The sequence below is a fragment of the Bacillus paralicheniformis genome (genome assembly GCF_002993925.1).
Taxonomy (GTDB): Bacteria; Bacillota; Bacilli; order Bacillales; family Bacillaceae; genus Bacillus; species Bacillus paralicheniformis.
The window spans coordinates 625,799-642,360 of record NZ_CP023665.1; the positions used below are offsets into that span (position 1 = coordinate 625,799).

At 41.2% G+C, this 16,562-nt stretch carries 11 protein-coding genes, 7 tRNA genes and 2 pseudogenes; 15 read left to right on the top strand and 5 right to left on the bottom strand.

Annotated elements, in window-relative coordinates:
* Window positions 1-22 precede the first annotated feature (22 nt).
* On the top strand, window positions 23-3,142 hold the full coding sequence (locus tag CP943_RS03205; RefSeq protein ID WP_101561594.1) for an MMPL family transporter: 3,120 nt from the start codon (window positions 23-25) through the stop codon (window positions 3,140-3,142).
* A gap of 166 nt (window positions 3,143-3,308) precedes the next feature.
* Here the strand turns inward: CP943_RS03205 and cmpA are convergent, their stop codons facing one another.
* A complete protein-coding gene (gene cmpA, locus CP943_RS03210) occupies window positions 3,309-3,419 on the bottom strand; it encodes a cortex morphogenetic protein CmpA (protein WP_023857852.1) in 111 nt (36 codons plus the stop codon).
* A gap of 111 nt (window positions 3,420-3,530) precedes the next feature.
* Here cmpA and CP943_RS03215 point away from each other — a divergent pair, with 111 nt between their 5' ends.
* The 8 genes from CP943_RS03215 to CP943_RS03250 all read left to right on the top strand — a co-directional run bounded on the left by CP943_RS03215 (window position 3,531) and on the right by CP943_RS03250 (window position 4,746).
* Window positions 3,531-3,992 (top strand): SprT family protein, encoded by a 462-nt coding sequence (locus CP943_RS03215; protein WP_023857851.1) that lies wholly within the window; start codon window positions 3,531-3,533, stop codon window positions 3,990-3,992.
* Between the two features lie 116 nt (window positions 3,993-4,108).
* Window positions 4,109-4,183 (top strand) — tRNA-Asn (locus CP943_RS03220).
* 2 nt (window positions 4,184-4,185) lie between these two features.
* Window positions 4,186-4,276, top strand: a tRNA-Ser gene (locus CP943_RS03225).
* Window positions 4,277-4,304: 28 nt separating this feature from the next.
* Window positions 4,305-4,376: transfer RNA gene (locus CP943_RS03230), tRNA-Glu, on the top strand.
* Between the two features lie 12 nt (window positions 4,377-4,388).
* A tRNA-Gln gene (locus CP943_RS03235) sits at window positions 4,389-4,463 on the top strand.
* Window positions 4,464-4,471: 8 nt separating this feature from the next.
* A tRNA-Lys gene (locus CP943_RS03240) sits at window positions 4,472-4,547 on the top strand.
* 12 nt (window positions 4,548-4,559) lie between these two features.
* Window positions 4,560-4,642: transfer RNA gene (locus CP943_RS03245), tRNA-Leu, on the top strand.
* 20 nt (window positions 4,643-4,662) lie between these two features.
* A tRNA-Leu gene (locus tag CP943_RS03250) sits at window positions 4,663-4,746 on the top strand.
* An 89-nt stretch (window positions 4,747-4,835) separates the two neighbouring features.
* On the opposite strand, the pseudogene CP943_RS03255 reads toward CP943_RS03250, so the two are convergent.
* Window positions 4,836-5,616, bottom strand: a pseudogene (locus tag CP943_RS03255) (tyrosine-type recombinase/integrase); the annotation flags it as partial.
* 267 nt (window positions 5,617-5,883) lie between these two features.
* On the opposite strand from CP943_RS03255, the gene CP943_RS03260 reads away from it, so the two are divergent.
* Window positions 5,884-6,504 (top strand): hypothetical protein, encoded by a 621-nt coding sequence (locus CP943_RS03260; protein ID WP_105980731.1) that lies wholly within the window; start codon window positions 5,884-5,886, stop codon window positions 6,502-6,504.
* 15 nt (window positions 6,505-6,519) lie between these two features.
* A complete protein-coding gene (locus tag CP943_RS03265; protein ID WP_023857848.1) occupies window positions 6,520-6,792 on the top strand; it encodes a DUF3986 family protein in 273 nt (90 codons plus the stop codon).
* 731 nt (window positions 6,793-7,523) lie between these two features.
* On the opposite strand, the pseudogene CP943_RS03270 reads toward CP943_RS03265, so the two are convergent.
* A pseudogene (locus tag CP943_RS03270) lies at window positions 7,524-8,036 on the bottom strand (ATP-dependent DNA ligase); the annotation flags it as partial.
* A 301-nt stretch (window positions 8,037-8,337) separates the two neighbouring features.
* Here CP943_RS03270 and CP943_RS03275 point away from each other — a divergent pair.
* Window positions 8,338-8,979, top strand: a complete 642-nt coding sequence (locus tag CP943_RS03275) for a glycoside hydrolase family 11 protein (RefSeq protein ID WP_035337139.1) — start codon at window positions 8,338-8,340, stop codon at window positions 8,977-8,979.
* A gap of 1,033 nt (window positions 8,980-10,012) precedes the next feature.
* Here the strand turns inward: CP943_RS03275 and CP943_RS03280 are convergent.
* Window positions 10,013-11,041, bottom strand: a complete 1,029-nt coding sequence (locus tag CP943_RS03280; protein WP_105980732.1) for a Delta(5) desaturase DesA — start codon at window positions 11,039-11,041, stop codon at window positions 10,013-10,015.
* 611 nt (window positions 11,042-11,652) lie between these two features.
* Between CP943_RS03280 and cspC the strand changes: the two genes are divergently transcribed.
* Complete coding sequence (cspC, locus tag CP943_RS03285) at window positions 11,653-11,856, top strand: cold shock protein CspC (RefSeq protein WP_003179166.1); 204 nt, start codon at window positions 11,653-11,655, stop codon at window positions 11,854-11,856.
* Window positions 11,857-12,109: 253 nt separating this feature from the next.
* Here cspC and CP943_RS03290 read toward each other — a convergent pair whose 3' ends face one another.
* The gene (locus CP943_RS03290; protein ID WP_105980733.1) at window positions 12,110-13,096 is read right to left on the bottom strand and encodes a zinc-dependent alcohol dehydrogenase family protein; all 987 of its coding nucleotides are present in this window, start codon (window positions 13,094-13,096) and stop codon (window positions 12,110-12,112) included.
* A gap of 552 nt (window positions 13,097-13,648) precedes the next feature.
* Between CP943_RS03290 and CP943_RS03295 the strand changes: the two genes are divergently transcribed.
* Both CP943_RS03295 and CP943_RS03300 read left to right on the top strand, forming a co-directional pair.
* Window positions 13,649-15,034 (top strand): aminotransferase-like domain-containing protein, encoded by a 1,386-nt coding sequence (locus CP943_RS03295; protein ID WP_095292643.1) that lies wholly within the window; start codon window positions 13,649-13,651, stop codon window positions 15,032-15,034.
* Window positions 15,035-15,131: 97 nt separating this feature from the next.
* A complete protein-coding gene (locus tag CP943_RS03300; protein WP_105980734.1) occupies window positions 15,132-16,430 on the top strand; it encodes an MFS transporter in 1,299 nt (432 codons plus the stop codon).
* Window positions 16,431-16,562: the final 132 nt, after the last annotated feature.

Genomic DNA, 16,562 nt, shown 5'->3' on the forward strand with positions numbered 1-16,562 from the left:
ATAGAGGAGGAATAAAACGTCAATGAGAACGATTATAAAGGCGAGATGGATCATTGCGGCGCTCTGGATTGCAATGGCCGCCGTCTTATTCATCACGGCGCCTGATATGGGGCAATTAACAAAGGAGAAGGGCCAGATAGCGGTCCCTGAAGGCTATCCGTCTTCTTACGCGAACAAGCTTCTCGAACAAATGTCAAAAGACGGGGATACGGACAAATCGGTTGTCGTCGTATTTCAGGACAAACAGCTCCTGCCGAACCGGGAGGCGGCTTTAAAAAAAGCGATCACCATTTTAGAAAAGGATTCCTCCCTTCACGTCTCAGATATTACATCATACTTTGATGCGGAGGAGGATATTCAAAAGCAGCTGTTGTCAAAGGATCGAACGACGCTGCTCGTACCTGTCACATTTGATGCGAACAAAATCAGTGCGGCCGATTTTAAAGCAAAGGTAAATGAAAAGCTCAAAACTTTAAAGCTTGACTACGAGATGACCGGACAGCCGCTCATTGATGATGATGTTATAACAAGCTCACAGGAAGGCCTGAAGAAGACCGAATATATCACGGTCGGTTTTATTTTAATCGTATTGATTCTCGTCTTCCGTTCTGCGGTTGCGCCTTTTGTCCCGCTCTTGGCGGTCGCGCTTTCCTACCTTGTGAGCCAGTCCGTCGTCGCCTATCTTGTCGAATACGCTGATTTTCCGCTGTCCACGTTTACGCAAATTTTCATGGTGGCGATCATGTTCGGAATCGGGACAGATTACTGCATTCTTCTTTTAAGCCGTTTTAAGGAAGAGCTTGCTCACGGGAAAGACAAGATTGAAGCTATCCTGACAACGTATAAAACGGCGGGAAAAACCGTTCTGTTCAGCGGATTCGCCGTTTTGATCGGTTTTACTTGCATCGGCTTCGCCGAATTCCAGCTTTACAAATCTGCGGTCGCAGTAGCGGTTGGTGTCGCAGTCTTGATTTTGGCGCTTTTGACGATCGTGCCGTTTTTCATGGCTGTTTTGGGAAAAGTGCTGTTTTGGCCCGTCAGAGGGAATATCGGGCATCCGCAGTCAAAACTATGGGAAACCGCCGGGCGTTTCGCATTCAGTAAGCCGCTGATCAGTCTGTTGATCGTAGCGGCCGTGGCCGTTCCGCCGATCTTAATGTATAAAGGAACGCTTTCCTACAACAGCCTTGATGAAATCGGAGATCAATACGAATCCGTCAGTGCATTCAACACCATCTCCGACAAGTTCGGGCCTGGGGAATCTTTGCCGGTCACGGTCGTCCTCAAAACATCGGATGCGCTCGATACCAATGACGGGCTGATCGCAATTGAAAAAATCAGCCGCGCCATTGAACAGACAAATGGCGTCAGCAAAGTTCGCAGTGCGACCCGTCCGGTCGGAAAAGGACTGAGCGACCTGTATGTCAAAACACAGGCAAACGAACTGAATAAAGGGCTTGAGAGCGGCAATAAAGGTCTGAAAAAGATCAAAGACGGGCTTGCCGAGGCGAGCAAGTCGATCGCGGATCAGAAGCCGCAAATCGAAGCGTCCGGAAAAGGAATCAATCAGCTGATCAAAGGAACCGAATCGATTAAAGCCGGCATCAGCGACGTTGAAGCCAATATGAGAAAGCTGAAGGACGGTACAGACCAAAGCAAAGAAGGCGTCGCCCGGGCGAAAAAAGAAATTCAAGCTGCGAAAAAACAGCTGACGGCGCAGGTCGATCAATTAAATGGACAAATCGAAAACTACAAAGAAATATCGAAAGTCTTGAAAGCAGCATTGTCACAAGCAGAAAGTGCCCAAGGCATAACGGCTGACGTGCAAAAGATGATCGAGCAGACAAATCAAAATTTCAAAAATCTTGAAAGCGAAATTCCCGAAGTGAAGGAGAATCCTTCTTATTTAGCGATCAAAGGCTCTTACACAGAGCTTGCATCGGCAATCAAGCAGGGATCACAGAAAGCGGCCGTTTACACGAAGCAGGCGGCAAACGCGAAAAAGCAGCTTGAAGCAGCAGATGCATTTATCGCAAAAGCGCAGGAAGAGCAAAAAGTGTACACAAGCAAAATCGATGCTCTGATCAACGGCCTCGGCCAAATCGAAAAAGGACTTGAAGAGACATCGAAGGGGCAGGGACAGCTCGCCGATTCGCTGCCTAAGCTCGAATCAGGAGCGGGCGATGTCGCTGAAGGCCAAAAGCAGATGAAGGAAAAAGTCGGAGAATTCGCCGGCCAGCTCGATCAATTAACAAAAGGTTTGAATTCAAGCGTGGACGGCCTCGAAAAAATTTCAAGCGGTCTGATGGGAGCAGGCGACTACCTGGATCAGCTGAAAAACGCATCGGATCAAGAAATGTCCGGCTGGTTTGTCCCTAAGGAAGTCCTGAAAAACAAGCAGTTTCAGCAGGTGTTTAATTCCTATATGTCAGACGACCGCCATATCACGACGATCGATGTGATATTGGAAGGCAATCCGTACGGAAACGGAGCGATTGCTAATGTTAAAGATATTGAAGCGTCCGTAAAACGGGCTCTTCCCGATACGCATTTGAACGATGCATCGTTTGGCGTCGGCGGCGTTTCCAGCATCAATGCCGATCTGAAGCAGCTGTCAGACCAGGATTTCAGCAACACGGTGATCTATATGATGATCGGAATTTTCCTGATCCTCGTCCTGCTGTTCCGTTCTATTGTCATGCCGGTGTATTTGGTCGGATCGTTGATCTTGACGTACTTTGCGTCCATCGGTATAACCGAGTTTATTTTCACGGCGTTTTTCGGCTATCCCGGCCTCAACTGGGCGGTGCCTTTCTTTGGATTCGTGATTTTAATGGCGCTTGGTGTGGACTATTCGATCTTCCTGATGGAACGCTTTAACGAATATCGGGGAACGGATATTAAAACGGCGATGATGGAATCGATGAAAAATATGGGGTCCGTTATTATTTCAGCTGCTGTCATTTTGGCGGGAACCTTCGCGGCAATGCTGCCGTCCGGCGTTTTATCGCTTCTGCAAATCGCCACCCTAATATTGACGGGTCTCTTGCTGTATGCATTCGTCATGCTGCCGCTGTTCGTCCCTGTGATGGTTCGGATCTTCGGCTCAGCCAACTGGTTTCCGTTCAAAAGAAAAGAATAAACGGCTCGTCCATCCGCAGAAGAATCATTCGCCCATGCTCCCCGAAATCGGGCGGTCAGCTCCATTTGGGGAGTAACGGGCGCCATTGTGTGAGATGATAAAAGGACCGGTGAAGATGATGAGGAAACAGAAGAAATTCCGTTCGGGCTCCGATGAACACTGTCTATCAGCAGTGTTTTTTTCTGTAAAAATACCAGCACTGATTCAGCAATTTAATCTGGTAATGATCTTTTTCATAAAAAGCTCTCTGCATCTGGCTTTTGAGCCAATTCGGCATTGCTCATCCCTCCTCAGGCTCTTATCATAAGAGTATGGGTGTTGTGTATTAGTTTATGCCGCCCGGAATTTGTCCTGTTCAATGTTTTTAAAAATGAGGTGGACCGAAGCAATGGACGAACAACAACTGCAGCAGCTGACAGAACAGCTTTCGCTCACATATTTTAAAAAACCGTTCCGGCACCGCGCTTACTTCAACAGCCGCCTGAAAACGACCGGAGGCAGGTATTTGCTGAATTCCCACAATATTGAACTGAATAAAAAATACCTGACAGAGCACGGGCAAAATGAGCTTGAAGGCATCATCAAGCATGAATTGTGCCATTACCACCTCCATCTTGAAGGAAAAGGCTACAAGCACCGCGACAAAGATTTTAGAACGCTATTAAAGGAAGTCGGTGCGCCGCGATTCTGCACGCCGCTCGCAGGAGAGAAAAAGCCGCAAAGAAAAGTGCGCACATACAAGTGCGAAGCATGCGGACAAACGTTTCTTCGAAAGCGGAAAATGGATACAAGCCGTTACGTTTGCGGCAAGTGCGGAGGGAAAATAAAAGAAATCATAAAAAAGGGTTGACTGATCAGGCTTGTCTATGATAAATTATAAAAGCCGTCGCAAGACGAGACACAAAGACAAATTGTTCTTCTTGACACATTTTGTCGACATATTTATAATAAAATGAGTCTGATCATTCCACAGTAGCTCAGTGGTAGAGCTATCGGCTGTTAACCGATCGGTCGCAGGTTCGAATCCTGCCTGTGGAGCCAATGGAGAAGTACTCAAGTGGCTGAAGAGGCGCCCCTGCTAAGGGTGTAGGTCGCGTAAGCGGCGCGAGGGTTCAAATCCCTCCTTCTCCGCCATTAGGAAAATATGATGCTGACTTCATATGGCCCGTTGGTCAAGTGGTTAAGACACCGCCCTTTCACGGCGGTAACACGGGTTCGAATCCCGTACGGGTCATTTCTCATATGTTGGGCTATAGCCAAGCGGTAAGGCAACGGACTTTGACTCCGTCATGCGTTGGTTCGAATCCAGCTAGCCCAGCCATTATATTTGAGCCATTAGCTCAGTTGGTAGAGCATCTGACTTTTAATCAGAGGGTCGAAGGTTCGAGTCCTTCATGGCTCACCATTGTTTTTTCACGCGGGTGTGGCGGAATTGGCAGACGCGCTAGACTTAGGATCTAGTGTCTTTACGGCGTGGGGGTTCGAGTCCCTTCACCCGCACTTTAAAAACAACATATCATGCGGTCGTGGCGGAATGGCAGACGCGCTAGGTTGAGGGCCTAGTGGGTGAATAACCCGTGGAGGTTCAAGTCCTCTCGGCCGCATTATAGGAATACCAAGGGTTTAAGCGCCCTTGGTATTTTTTATATTCATCTAGTTTTTTGTCTCCTGTGCCCACACCGTGCCCACTTACTTAAAATAAGTCGTCTAACTTGTCCGTCATTTCTTTCTGTTTATTGGGATATAGGTGTCCGTATACATCTATTGTTGTTTTTACAGAAGTATTTAATTTTACGACTGAAAATGTCCTTTGATGATGGAGTGTCTTTATATTGAAAAATATAGGACTCATCTGAATGAAGAATATTGAGTTTTTTAAATAAATCCTCTTGTTTCTCTCTCCAATAGTCTAGGAGAGAGAAAAGTTTTCTATTAATGCTTATGCGCCGAATAGAATTTTTTGTTTTGGGTAACGTCACTATAAACTCTTTGTTTAAATATGTTGCAGATTTGCGAACATCTATTTCCATTAATATTCGGTCTATGTCTTTCCATTGGAGGGCTAACATTTCACCGCACCTCATTCCGGTGAAAAAGGCTAGTGCATAAAATGTTTTAAAAATGACTTGATCATCAGGAATTAAGTTGATAAATTTTTTAAATTCCTCCGGTCTCCAAAATTTCATCTTTTTTCGATCAAGAGGGAGTTGTTTGATTTTGCTGCATGGATTGTTTTGAATAAATTTTTCATTTTGGGCTGTCTCGAATATTTTATTTAAAGTGGATATGATATTATTTACGGATTTATTGCTCAGTTTCTTATCGAGTAAGTGATTTCTAAAATCGATGATATGGGTGTGCGAGATCTTTTGTAGATCAGCATTTTTGAAATATTCTCGAATGTGTTTATTTATTGTGTATTGCTGAATTTAGTAATAATTTGGCTTGCTGTCGACCTTGCAGTTTTTTAAATGCTGATAAACTCTCTGTTCCTATAGCTGTAGCATTATAATGAAATTTTGAAAATCCAAAACAAAGATTATGTTGCATTTATTGATGCTGAGGAAGGAACATGTCACTTTAAAGACAGGATTTTTTTGATTCAATAAAACCTATTTATCTTGAGCAGAATGGAAACACCATCCACGCAATACTTGATTACTTAAAGTAAAATTAGCTGTTGATTTTCATACCATATATTGATATATTTGGAATAAAAATAATTAACTAGGAGGTCAAATATGGCGAAAAAGTTTATTAAAACTATTGTCTCACTTTTGGTCTTTGTGTTGGTTATGGGTGTTCTAAGTCCATTATCTCAAGCAATTGAAGAGGGGAAAGAGGATGAAAGCATTGATTTCAACTCAACTCTCAATACATTGAATGAGATTTTTCCAAAAAACATTGATGGAATATCATCAATTTCAACAATCAATAAAAAGGACATTCAAAGTTTGGATAATGAAAAGTTTGAAAAAGAGTTTGATTTTTTAATAGAAGACCCAGTATTTCAGCAGTTAGAACAGGTGCTTGCCAAACAAGAGATTAAGGACGCTGAAATAAAGCCGATGTGGGTGCCAATTGTTGCTACAGCTTTAAGGGTCTTAATTAGCAAAGTTGGCAGGTCTGGAATGAAAAAAGGTTGGGCAATCGCGAGACCATATGTTGAAAAAGCTTTAAAGGCGCCGAGTAAATATAAGATTGATGGCCCCGGTGGTGGTGGCAGAATTATTCAAGTTCGTTTAAAATCTACCGGAAAACCAATTTTCAGATTAGATTATTATCCAGTTAAGACGGGAGGCCCCTATAAACTTCATTACCATGTGCCGCCTAACATGAAAAAACATCATATCATTTTCTAAAGGGAGGGTTTCCTAATGAATTATGATGAAACGCAACATCTACATATTAGTTACGATAAAAATGGATTAGATCTTGAAGCAGTAGGATTAAAGAGACTAGATGTTGATGTTTGGGACGTGTATTTTAACTTTCAGGATCATGCAATGGATGAGCCGTCTTTGAAGTTTTCAAAAATCGATCCATTCGGTTGTAAGATATTCTCGATAACAAGTAAAGATTTAAGTGAAGATGAAGCTACTCAATACTTCGAACTTTGGATTAAACATGAGTTAAATAAAGCTCTCTAATTTAAGCTCCTTTGCTACGAGGGAGCTTTATTGTACGCTAAGAAAGAATAAGCACAGCATAGCAATATGTATCTTGAGCAGAAGGGAAGAGGTAGCGCTTATTCTTTATTCAATGCCTCAACAAAACGCCACCCGTACAATTCTTTTCTCATTTCAAGGTCATCAGTACCATCACCACCTTGGCTTAAAAGAATCAATTCAGCAGAAAACCACTCTTCAAGAACCTCTTCAAATATTTCACAATAGTTTTTCGAGGACTTTTCACCTATTCTTTGGTGTATTAATTCTTGTTCATGAAAAAAAAAGGGGGGATTTATTCTATGCAGGATGCGCTCTATTTGCTTGATGAAGCAGAACAGGCTTTAGAGGATACATGATAAAGCTTTAACTTCTGAAGATTTGCAACATACCTTCGCCTTTAAAATTAAAAAATCTTTAGCTGCTTTAAACATGGATAGACCTTGTTAAATAAAGAGGGAATAGAGAACCACTTTGGTAAGTTCGTACTCCATTTTTACTCCATAATTAATAAAAAACAATCAAATTTTGTGTAATCAACGATGTAATGAAAATAAGCTTTCATAAGCAGTGATAAGCTTCCACTTTATTGAGGGCCTAGTGGGTGAATAACCCGTGAGGTTCAAGTCCTCTCGGCCGCATCATAGGAATACCAAGAGTTTTGACACCCTTGGTATTTTTTGTTTTGTTGTTGTATTTTTACTTTAATGAAAAATAGGCTCAATAAATACATATTCATCAGATTCAGACTTTACTTGTTTCATAGAGTGGAACTTACTTCGTTCTGCATGTGGCATGAATTCCATAAACCCAGCTGCAGTTCTATCGGGATGGGGAAAATTTTATATCCGTTTTGGTGTGCCGGTAATAACGACTTCGGTGTAATGATAATTGATCACTTTCAGCCAATAATGAGAACGTGTATTAATTTCATCAGGCGAGTCAGCTTTCTTGAGCACGATTCCCTCTGAAATTTTTTCTTTGACCAAGGCAAAGTAAGCTAGTCCGTTTCCTTGAATTCCTTCGATAGGATGATTCAGTTCAAGTGAATTCAGAACTGTCTTACGCCACAGTGAGCGGCTTGTTGGCGATTGACCGACTGTCTTTGTAGAAACATCGAAAACACAGTAAACAATCTGATGAGCTGACTTTTTGGACATGAAACGTTCCATTACAGCTTCAAAGTCAGGAGCACCACCTGGGGCAGCTACAATGACTTCACAATCTCTCATGTATATCTCCTTTATACGAAATGGTATAAATAGTTATTAATTACAAATATTAATCCGTCAGATTTATGATTCTGCGAAAAGAGGATAAGGCTATAGTTTTACAAGAACACTTATAATGTGATTTTTTAGGTCTTTGTAATTAAATTACATTTATTTATGATATTCACTCATGAATTCATGGTATTATATTGAAGAGAACGATCAAAAACTTTGGCATTAGTAATTAATAATGTTTTAAATCTATACGGGTGCTACCTCATGTCAAAGTCAGAATAATTATTATAGGAGGTAACATATGTTTAAGTTTAAAAGGAATTTCTTAGTTGGATTAACGGCAGCTTTAATGAGTATTAGCTTGTTTTCGGCAACCGCCTCTGCAGCTAGTCCAGACTACTGGCAAAATTGGACTGATGGCGGCGGAACAGTAAACGCTGTTAATGGGCCTGGCGGGAATTACAGCGTTAATTGGTCTAATACCGGAAATTTCGTTGTGGGTAAAGGTTGGACTACAGGTTCGCCATCTAGGACAATAAACTATAATGCCGGAGTTTGGGCGCCGAATGGCAATGGATATTTGGCTTTATATGGTTGGACGAGAGCACCGCTCATAGAATATTATGTAGTGGATTCATGGGGTACTTATAGACCTACTGGAACGTATAAAGGTACTGTAAAAAGTGATGGCGGCACATATGACATATATACAACTACACGTTATAATGCACCTTCCATTGATGGCGAAAAAACTACTTTCACGCAGTACTGGAGTGTTCGCCAAACGAAGAGACCAACTGGAAGCAACGCTAAAATCACTTTCAGCAATCATGTTAGAGCATGGAAGAGTCATGGAATGAATCTGGGTAGTATTTGGTCTTATCAAGTCTTAGCGACAGAGGGATATCAAAGTAGTGGAAGTTCTAACGTAACAGTGTGGTAACAGATCATCTTTAATCAGGGGTAGCGGCTGTTGATCGTTCCTTGAGACATTTTATAATCATTGTTAATGTGAGTGACTAAGAGGCGATGGTCTTTTAGTTGGGATTCCAATGTATTCCTCGGAGTGGGGAAAACGATTGTTTAGGCCTTGATAGGAAAACACTGGATTAAAGGGAAAGCAAGGTTATAGAATTTGAACCAGTATAAATTTTAAAGCAGGCATATGCCTGCTTTATTTTAATGCGCTATTAATGATTTTTGCATGTATTCCATCTAATTTGTACCCTAAAAGTATTTCCTCAGTTGCTTCATTCGTAAAGTGAGGAATTCCTTTTATTTCGGCTAATTTTTCTCTGAAATTTCAACCGAAGAGCAAATTGAAAAATACAAAGAACGAGCAAGAAGAACAGAATATGATCATTGGAAGGATTGAATTATATTTAGACTTTTCTGTTGTGAAGGCACGAGCTTTTACAACAAATATAAAAGGGTTCAATCGAGGATTCCGTCAAATAAAAATAACTCCAGGATATTGGTCGAGGGTCCGAATTAACGAAAAAAAAAGACAATAGTGAAACCTTTTTTTTGTTATCAATCTCATGGATAGACCATTTTAAAAAACAAAAAAATCTTAAGAACCACTTTGGTAAGCTTTACGAAATTCGTTTGAAAAGCTTACTCCATTTTTACTTCATCATTCTTAAAAACAATGAAGTTTTATGTAATTGGTGTAAAGAGATACCATGAAAACAAGCTTTCATAAATCGTGATAAGCTTCCACTTTATCGAGGGCCTAGTGGAGGCAACCCCGTGAGGGTCAAGTCCTCTCGGCCGCATACCAATCATACCGAGGGTTTAACTACCTTTAGTATTATTTTTTTGCAGAAAATACGGCAATAAATGTACCGTGTGGTGAAGTATGCAAGTATATTTGGCACTAAAAAAGTGCTGACCTCTGCACAAAACCGTTGTGCGAGTCTGCACTTTTATTTTGCAAGATACACTGCCTGCTATCATCGATTATGGGGAGTTGTTTAATCCGTTCTTAGGTGTGCTGATATTTGGTTTTTAGAAGCTTTTTTTAAGTGGCTAAAACCAACAAATTTTTTGCTTTCTTCATCCCACAGGCGGAACTTTAATGACTTAAGACTTGTTGCCAGTGTAATGGTCGGAACGTTTTGCAATGGTTTAATGTTGTTATGCACTTCTTCAAGCTTATAGTTTGGGACTCTCGGGCTTAAATGATGAACATGATGGAAACCGATATTGCCTGTTAGCCATTGCATGACTTTTGGAAGCTTATAAAAAGAGCTTCCTTCAACTGCTGCTTTTACATATTCCCAATGCTCATCTTCTTCAAAATAAGAATCCTCAAACGTATGTTGAATATAAAACATCCAAATTCCGAGAGATCCCGATATCATAAAAATTGGCGCCTGAATCAGCAGGAAGTTTTGCCAGCCAATAGCCCAGCATAAAAGTGCTGTCAAAGCGACGATTCCCAGGTTCGTTACATACGTATTCATCCGTTCTTTGCGTTTTGCCCCTTTACGATTAAAACGATTGGTAATCCCGAAGACGTAAATCGGCCCAATCATAAACATAACAAACGGATTTCTGTACAAACGGTACATTATTTTTGTCTTAGTTGAGGCTTCCTTATATTCTTCAACGGTCAGTACCCAAATATCGCCTGTACCGCGTTTGTCCAAGTTGCTGCTTGTCGCATGGTGGACAGAATGGTCGCGTCCCCAGTGATCAAAAGGATGCAAAGTCAGAATTCCTGTAATTGTTCCAAGGATTCGATTCGCCATTTTGTTTTTAAAAAAGGAATAGTGGCAGCAATCATGAAAGATGATGAAGGTTCTCACTAAAAAACCTGCCGCAACGATAGAAATCGCTAATGTAAGGAAATAAGAAATCGACAAGCTCTTATATGCCAAACACCATAACAGGAAAAATGGTACCAATGTGTTAATGATTTGAGAAATACTTTTTTGTAAATCGGAGTTTTCATAAGGTGTAACCAGTTTTCTCAAAGTCCTTAGGTTTTGGTCATTCATTTTTTAAAGTTTCCCCTTCCCTGATGAGTTTCTAAGTGTACGTTTTATTGCCTTTGAAGTCCCAGTGTCATACATCATATAAGTATCGTTCTTAGCCCTCTTTATTGGAAACTCGAAACTGATTTGCAGAGTTGGCCGGGATACAAAAGGCGTATGAAAATTATACCCGGCTCTTTATCGGGCAAAACTCTCTCCCTGCTTCCCTATGGGAATTGTTCTTTTTAGACCGTGAACATTGATTGTTTGAGGAACAGACATCATGAACAAGAAACAGCAGAGCTTTTTAAAGAAAATCAATTTTAGCAAAGAAAAAGGTTTGAAGACACTCGCGATTCATTTTCACGGTGTTTTCAAACCTCTTAGACATGTTATATATTTGATGCAGAATAATTGACGCCTACCGCTTCTGCACTGCTATCCACACGTTTAAGAAAAAATGCCATGAATAAAACGATAATATGATTTGCAATTATTTCCGTTTCCTGTTATGATAAAGGAGAATTATTTTTGTTCGGTGTAAAGGATAGTATGAATATTGACTTTTCGTCTTGATGATACTTTGGGCAAGGATAGTAATACAATGTGCGGTAACGCACTAGGAGGCAACAAAAATGGAACAAGGTACAGTTAAATGGTTTAATGCAGAAAAAGGTTTTGGATTTATCGAACGTGAAAATGGAGACGATGTATTCGTACACTTTTCTGCAATCCAAAGTGACGGATTCAAATCATTAGACGAAGGTCAAAAAGTAACATTTGACGTTGAGCAAGGTCCTCGCGGAGCTCAAGCTGCTAACGTTCAAAAAACTGCTTAATCTTCAATCGTTTATACAAACAGGCTCTTTATATAGGGCCTGTTTTTTTATGTTCTCTGTATAATGCTTAATAAAAAACCCTACTCAACGTTCGAGTAGGGAGGTGGTAAAAGGTAATAGAAAAAGATTTAACGCTTCAAAGGTTGTTTACAGTATAACATAATCGATTGACAAAATGCGGAATTTATATAAATTTTTTATTTTTCTTTTCAATTACAACTACTACTTTTTCTTTCTTTTGGTTACATCTCCTTCATGCAAAGTTCAACAGTATTTTTCCATTCAAACCCGGCTGTTCATAATGCTTCAACGCATCATAGAAATCTTCAAAATCATATACTTTTTCTGGAGCATTGATGACCATTCTTCCGCTCTCAACGAGCTTAATCACCTCCGAGAAGCGATTGCGGTATTCAGAAACGGAATGTCTCTCGTTCCAAAGTCTTAAGGCGAATAATTGTGGTGACACATGGTATACATTGTGTAACTTTCGCCAATCGTTTGGTATACCTGACAACAGACCATAACTGACAAACGTTCCTTCAGGTTTTAACGTCCTCGCCAGCAGTTCGCCGCTTTCTCCTCCAACAGAGTCAATTGCATGGTCAACACCGATGTCGCAAGCATCAGAAATCTGTTCATATATAGAACCGTTGGAAGCGTCGATGACTCTCCATGCCCCAAGTTTTTGAAGTTTTTCTATCTTGCGGCTGTTTCTTGTAATGACAATTAAACGGAATCCCAGTATAGTAGAAATTTGCGCAAACAAACCTGCAATAGATGTACCTCCGCCATTCATTAACACAATTTCATTCGGCTGAACACGCAATGATTCCGTACAAATTAGCCAGGCTGTTAATGGATTAATATACAGTTGACTGGCGTCGTTATCACTTATTGATGGAGGCAGCTCTATTGCATAATCAGCTTTGGTGGTTACATATTGTTGCCAAGTTCCCTCTCCTCTTACAGGGAGGACCCTTTTTCCAATCAATGATGGTGATACATCTTTGCCCTGATCTATGACAATTCCCACACCATCATATCCTGCAACAGCCGGCAGCTTAATTCTATGAGAATAGGCCCCTCTAATTGGAAGCAAATCTGATGGATTAATTGGACTGGCAATCATTTTGACAAGAATTTCATTTGGCTGAAGAGGAAGCTTTTCTCCGGTATATAGCTGTAATTTTTGAAGCGGATCACCAAATTCCTTATATATTAATGAAACATTATTCATGATTTGTTATTGGCTCCTTAGTTTAATACTTCTATAAATAAACTTGCACTCTTTTGAGATTATGTCAATATTGTCTTTGTTTTTAGCTCTTAGTGTAAGTGCAGCTTCTACTACAGCGCAGACACAACAAAGAAATATCACCCAGACTGTTAGCTATCCATCTGTAGGACAACTGTCTCAAAAAGAAATTCATATCATGGCGCTCATGATAATCCTAAACATCAAAGAGTTTCCATGCTCAGCACTGGGCTTCGGCGTTAGCCAAAAAATTAGCTTAACAAGCACTCCGGTACATACTTGAAAGAGCCGTGATTGCTAAAAAATTATGCCAAAAAGGCGAAAAACGGTTTTTATAAAGTAGCAAACTACATTGAAAAAGTCCAACATTCAAGAAAAATGAATTGTTGCAATTTTTATAAAAGCCGGACTTCCACCTGATGTTTCGATTTAGTACCTATTACTTAAAGTCGCAGTCTAACTTGTCCGTCATTTCTTATAATTGTTTTATAAACAGCACAACCATATAATAGAACGAAAAAAGGATGGCGTATCATGCCGATCAATTCTTTTGAAAACTATCCGATGAGCTGGAAGCCATCGATTGATAAAACTGAAAAGCCCATTTATAAAGCACTTGCAAGGCAATTGGAGCAGGATATAGTAAACGGAGTTTTATTGCCTGGAACAAAGCTTCCTCCTCAGCGGGAACTGGCTGATTATTTGGATTTAAATTTGAGTACCATTTCAAAGGCGTTTAAAATGTGTGAGTTAAAGGGCCTGTTAAGTGCAACTGTTGGGAGCGGCACATTTGTATCGTATGATGCGTTATCGAATGCGTATTTACTTGAGGATACAAAGCCAAAGCTCATTGAAATGGGCGCAACACTGCCGGATCATGCTTCTTACGAGCCGCTCATGCTCCATTTGAGCAGCATGCTGCAAGAGACAGATTATGAAAAATGGTTTGGTTATGGCCGGGCGGGCGAAAGCCTTTGGCAAAAGGATGCAGCTGTAAAGCTAATTCGAAGAGGCGGTTTTGAAACAACCGTTGAGCACATTTTATTTGCAAATGGGGGACAAAATGCGATCGCTGCCGCATTGGCGGGTCTTTGTAAGCCTGGAGACCGCATTGGTGTTGATCATCATACATATCCCGGATTAAAAACTGTTGCATCAATGCTAAGTGTGCAAATCGTACCGATAAAATCCGAGAACGGTGAAATGAAGCCGGAGTCACTTGAATATGCTTATAAAAATGAAAACATTACAGGCATTTATTTGATCCCGGATTACCATAACCCGACAGCTTCCTTTATGTCTGTAGAGAATCGAAAGGTCATCGCAGAAATTGCAAAAAAGTATAATTTGTTTGTTATTGAAGATGCATCGTACCATCTTCTTGGCAAAAATCCACTTCCAGCCCTTGCATCATTCGCGCCGGAACAGGTGATCCATATCGCAAGTTTATCTAAATCATTGGCACCGGGGCTGCGACTGGCGTATGTTGCAGTGCCGTATCAATTTAAGGAGCCGGTTTCGAGGGCGCTTTATAATTTAAATATAACGGTTTCCCCGCTATTAGCAGAACTTGCTGCGCGCACGATTGTATCAAATCAATTTGAAGTCTTAATTGAGGGGCATCGTGAACAAACGATTTGCAGAAACCAAATCGCAAATCGATATTTTGCTGACTATACGTGTTTAGGTGGTGAAACAGGCATCTTTCGGTGGTTGTTGTTACCGGGTGGGATTACAGGTGCTGAATTTGAAAAATTAGCTGCTGAACATGGAGTGCAAGTGTATGCGGCTGAACGCTTCGTAGTTGGGAATAGTTGTCCGGAAAGGGCGGTAAGGGTTTCTGTATGTGCACCAGAAACGCTCGAAGAGCTTGAAAAAGGATTAATAATCCTTAGGCGCTTGCTAAACGATCTTGCCTAATTATTGTCCGCCATACAATTTCAATATTGTATGGTTTTTTTGCGCGTGTTATGATGATTCAAATCTAGTTGGAGGTTGATCAAGGAAGGCAGGTTAGATCATGCTGCACAAAGAAAGTGTAAAATCGTTAGACGTTCAATCAGCTTCATTACAAAGCTACATTGGTTCCCCAGAAAAACAAAAAACGTTATACAAGCGTACATTATTTGTGGTAAGTGTTTCACAAATTTTTGGCGGTGCAGGGCTGGCGGCAGGAATTACTGTCGGTGCCCTTATTGCTCAGCAAATGCTCGGAACGGATGCTTACGCAGGGGTCCCGACAGCTTTATTTACTTTAGGATCAGCGGGGGCAGCCTTATTTGTAGGCAGACTTTCTCAACGCTATGGTCGTCGTGCAGGCCTTTCAGCCGGTTTTGTGATTGGCGGTCTTGGAGCAATAGGAGTTATCATTGCAGCAATCATAAATAGTATTTTCTTGTTATTTGCTTCATTGCTTATTTACGGTGCTGGAACAGCGACAAATTTACAAGCTCGTTATGCGGGTACGGACTTGGCAAATCGTAAGCAGCGGGCGACTGCTGTCAGTGTGACGATGGTTATGACAACATTTGGCGCGGTTGCGGGTCCGAATTTAGTGAATGTGATGGGGGGTTTCGCCCATTCTATCGGTGTTCCGTCATTAGCGGGCCCTTTCATTTTAGCCGCGGCGGCATATATCTTAGCAGGTGTTGTCCTATTCATCATGCTTCGTCCAGATCCATTAGTTATCGCAAGAACAATCGAATCGAGCAAGCAAGAGCCAAGTGATAAAGGACATTTGACAACAACTGAACACACAGAAAACAAAAGAGGTGTAATCGTTGGTGCGGCAGTTATGGTTCTTACCCAAATTGTAATGGTCGCTATTATGACAATGACACCAGTTCATATGAGACATCATGGACATGACTTGGGTGCTGTCGGTCTTGTTATTGGCTTTCATATAGGCGCCATGTATCTCCCTTCACTTGTTACAGGGGTTCTTGTTGATAAGTTGGGACGTACTGCAATGGCAATTGCATCTGGAACTACGCTGCTTCTGGCAGGCTTAATAGCAGCATTTGCACCGGGAGATTCTATGGTTCTTATCGTAATTGCTCTTTCTTTGCTGGGATTAGGGTGGAATTTTGGTTTGATAAGCGGGACTGCACTGATAGTTGATTCAACTGAAACGGCCACACGGGCGAAAACACAAGGTACGGTGGATGTTCTGATTGCGTTGTCAGGAGCTGCCGGCGGAGCATTGTCCGGAATGGTTGTGGCAGGCTCAAGTTATCTAACATTATCACTTACTGGAGGAATTTTATCCTTATTACTCATTCCTGTGGTGGCATGGTCTCGTGGAGGTAAAAGATAAGCCGGATGCATTCAATTCGGGAGTCCAAGACAAAAACTTAGTATAAATCCCTCATTCGTTTCGATAAGAACACATTCATGTTGCTTGAACAGTAACATTTTATGCCCAAAATACAAATTTCAAATGCTTGAA

Coding starts and splice junctions, on each gene's coding strand:
- CP943_RS03260 (WP_105980731.1), top strand. CDS start 5,884: ATGGCGAAAAAGTTTATTAAAACTATTGTCTCACTTTTGGTCTTTGTG.
- CP943_RS03275 (WP_035337139.1), top strand. CDS start 8,338: ATGTTTAAGTTTAAAAGGAATTTCTTAGTTGGATTAACGGCAGCTTTA.
- cspC (WP_003179166.1), top strand. CDS start 11,653: ATGGAACAAGGTACAGTTAAATGGTTTAATGCAGAAAAAGGTTTTGGA.
- CP943_RS03295 (WP_095292643.1), top strand. CDS start 13,649: ATGCCGATCAATTCTTTTGAAAACTATCCGATGAGCTGGAAGCCATCG.
- CP943_RS03290 (WP_105980733.1), bottom strand. CDS start 13,096: ATGAATAATGTTTCATTAATATATAAGGAATTTGGTGATCCGCTTCAA.
- CP943_RS03215 (WP_023857851.1), top strand. CDS start 3,531: ATGGACGAACAACAACTGCAGCAGCTGACAGAACAGCTTTCGCTCACA.
- cmpA (WP_023857852.1), bottom strand. CDS start 3,419: ATGCCGAATTGGCTCAAAAGCCAGATGCAGAGAGCTTTTTATGAAAAA.
- CP943_RS03265 (WP_023857848.1), top strand. CDS start 6,520: ATGAATTATGATGAAACGCAACATCTACATATTAGTTACGATAAAAAT.
- CP943_RS03205 (WP_101561594.1), top strand. CDS start 23: ATGAGAACGATTATAAAGGCGAGATGGATCATTGCGGCGCTCTGGATT.
- CP943_RS03280 (WP_105980732.1), bottom strand. CDS start 11,041: ATGAATGACCAAAACCTAAGGACTTTGAGAAAACTGGTTACACCTTAT.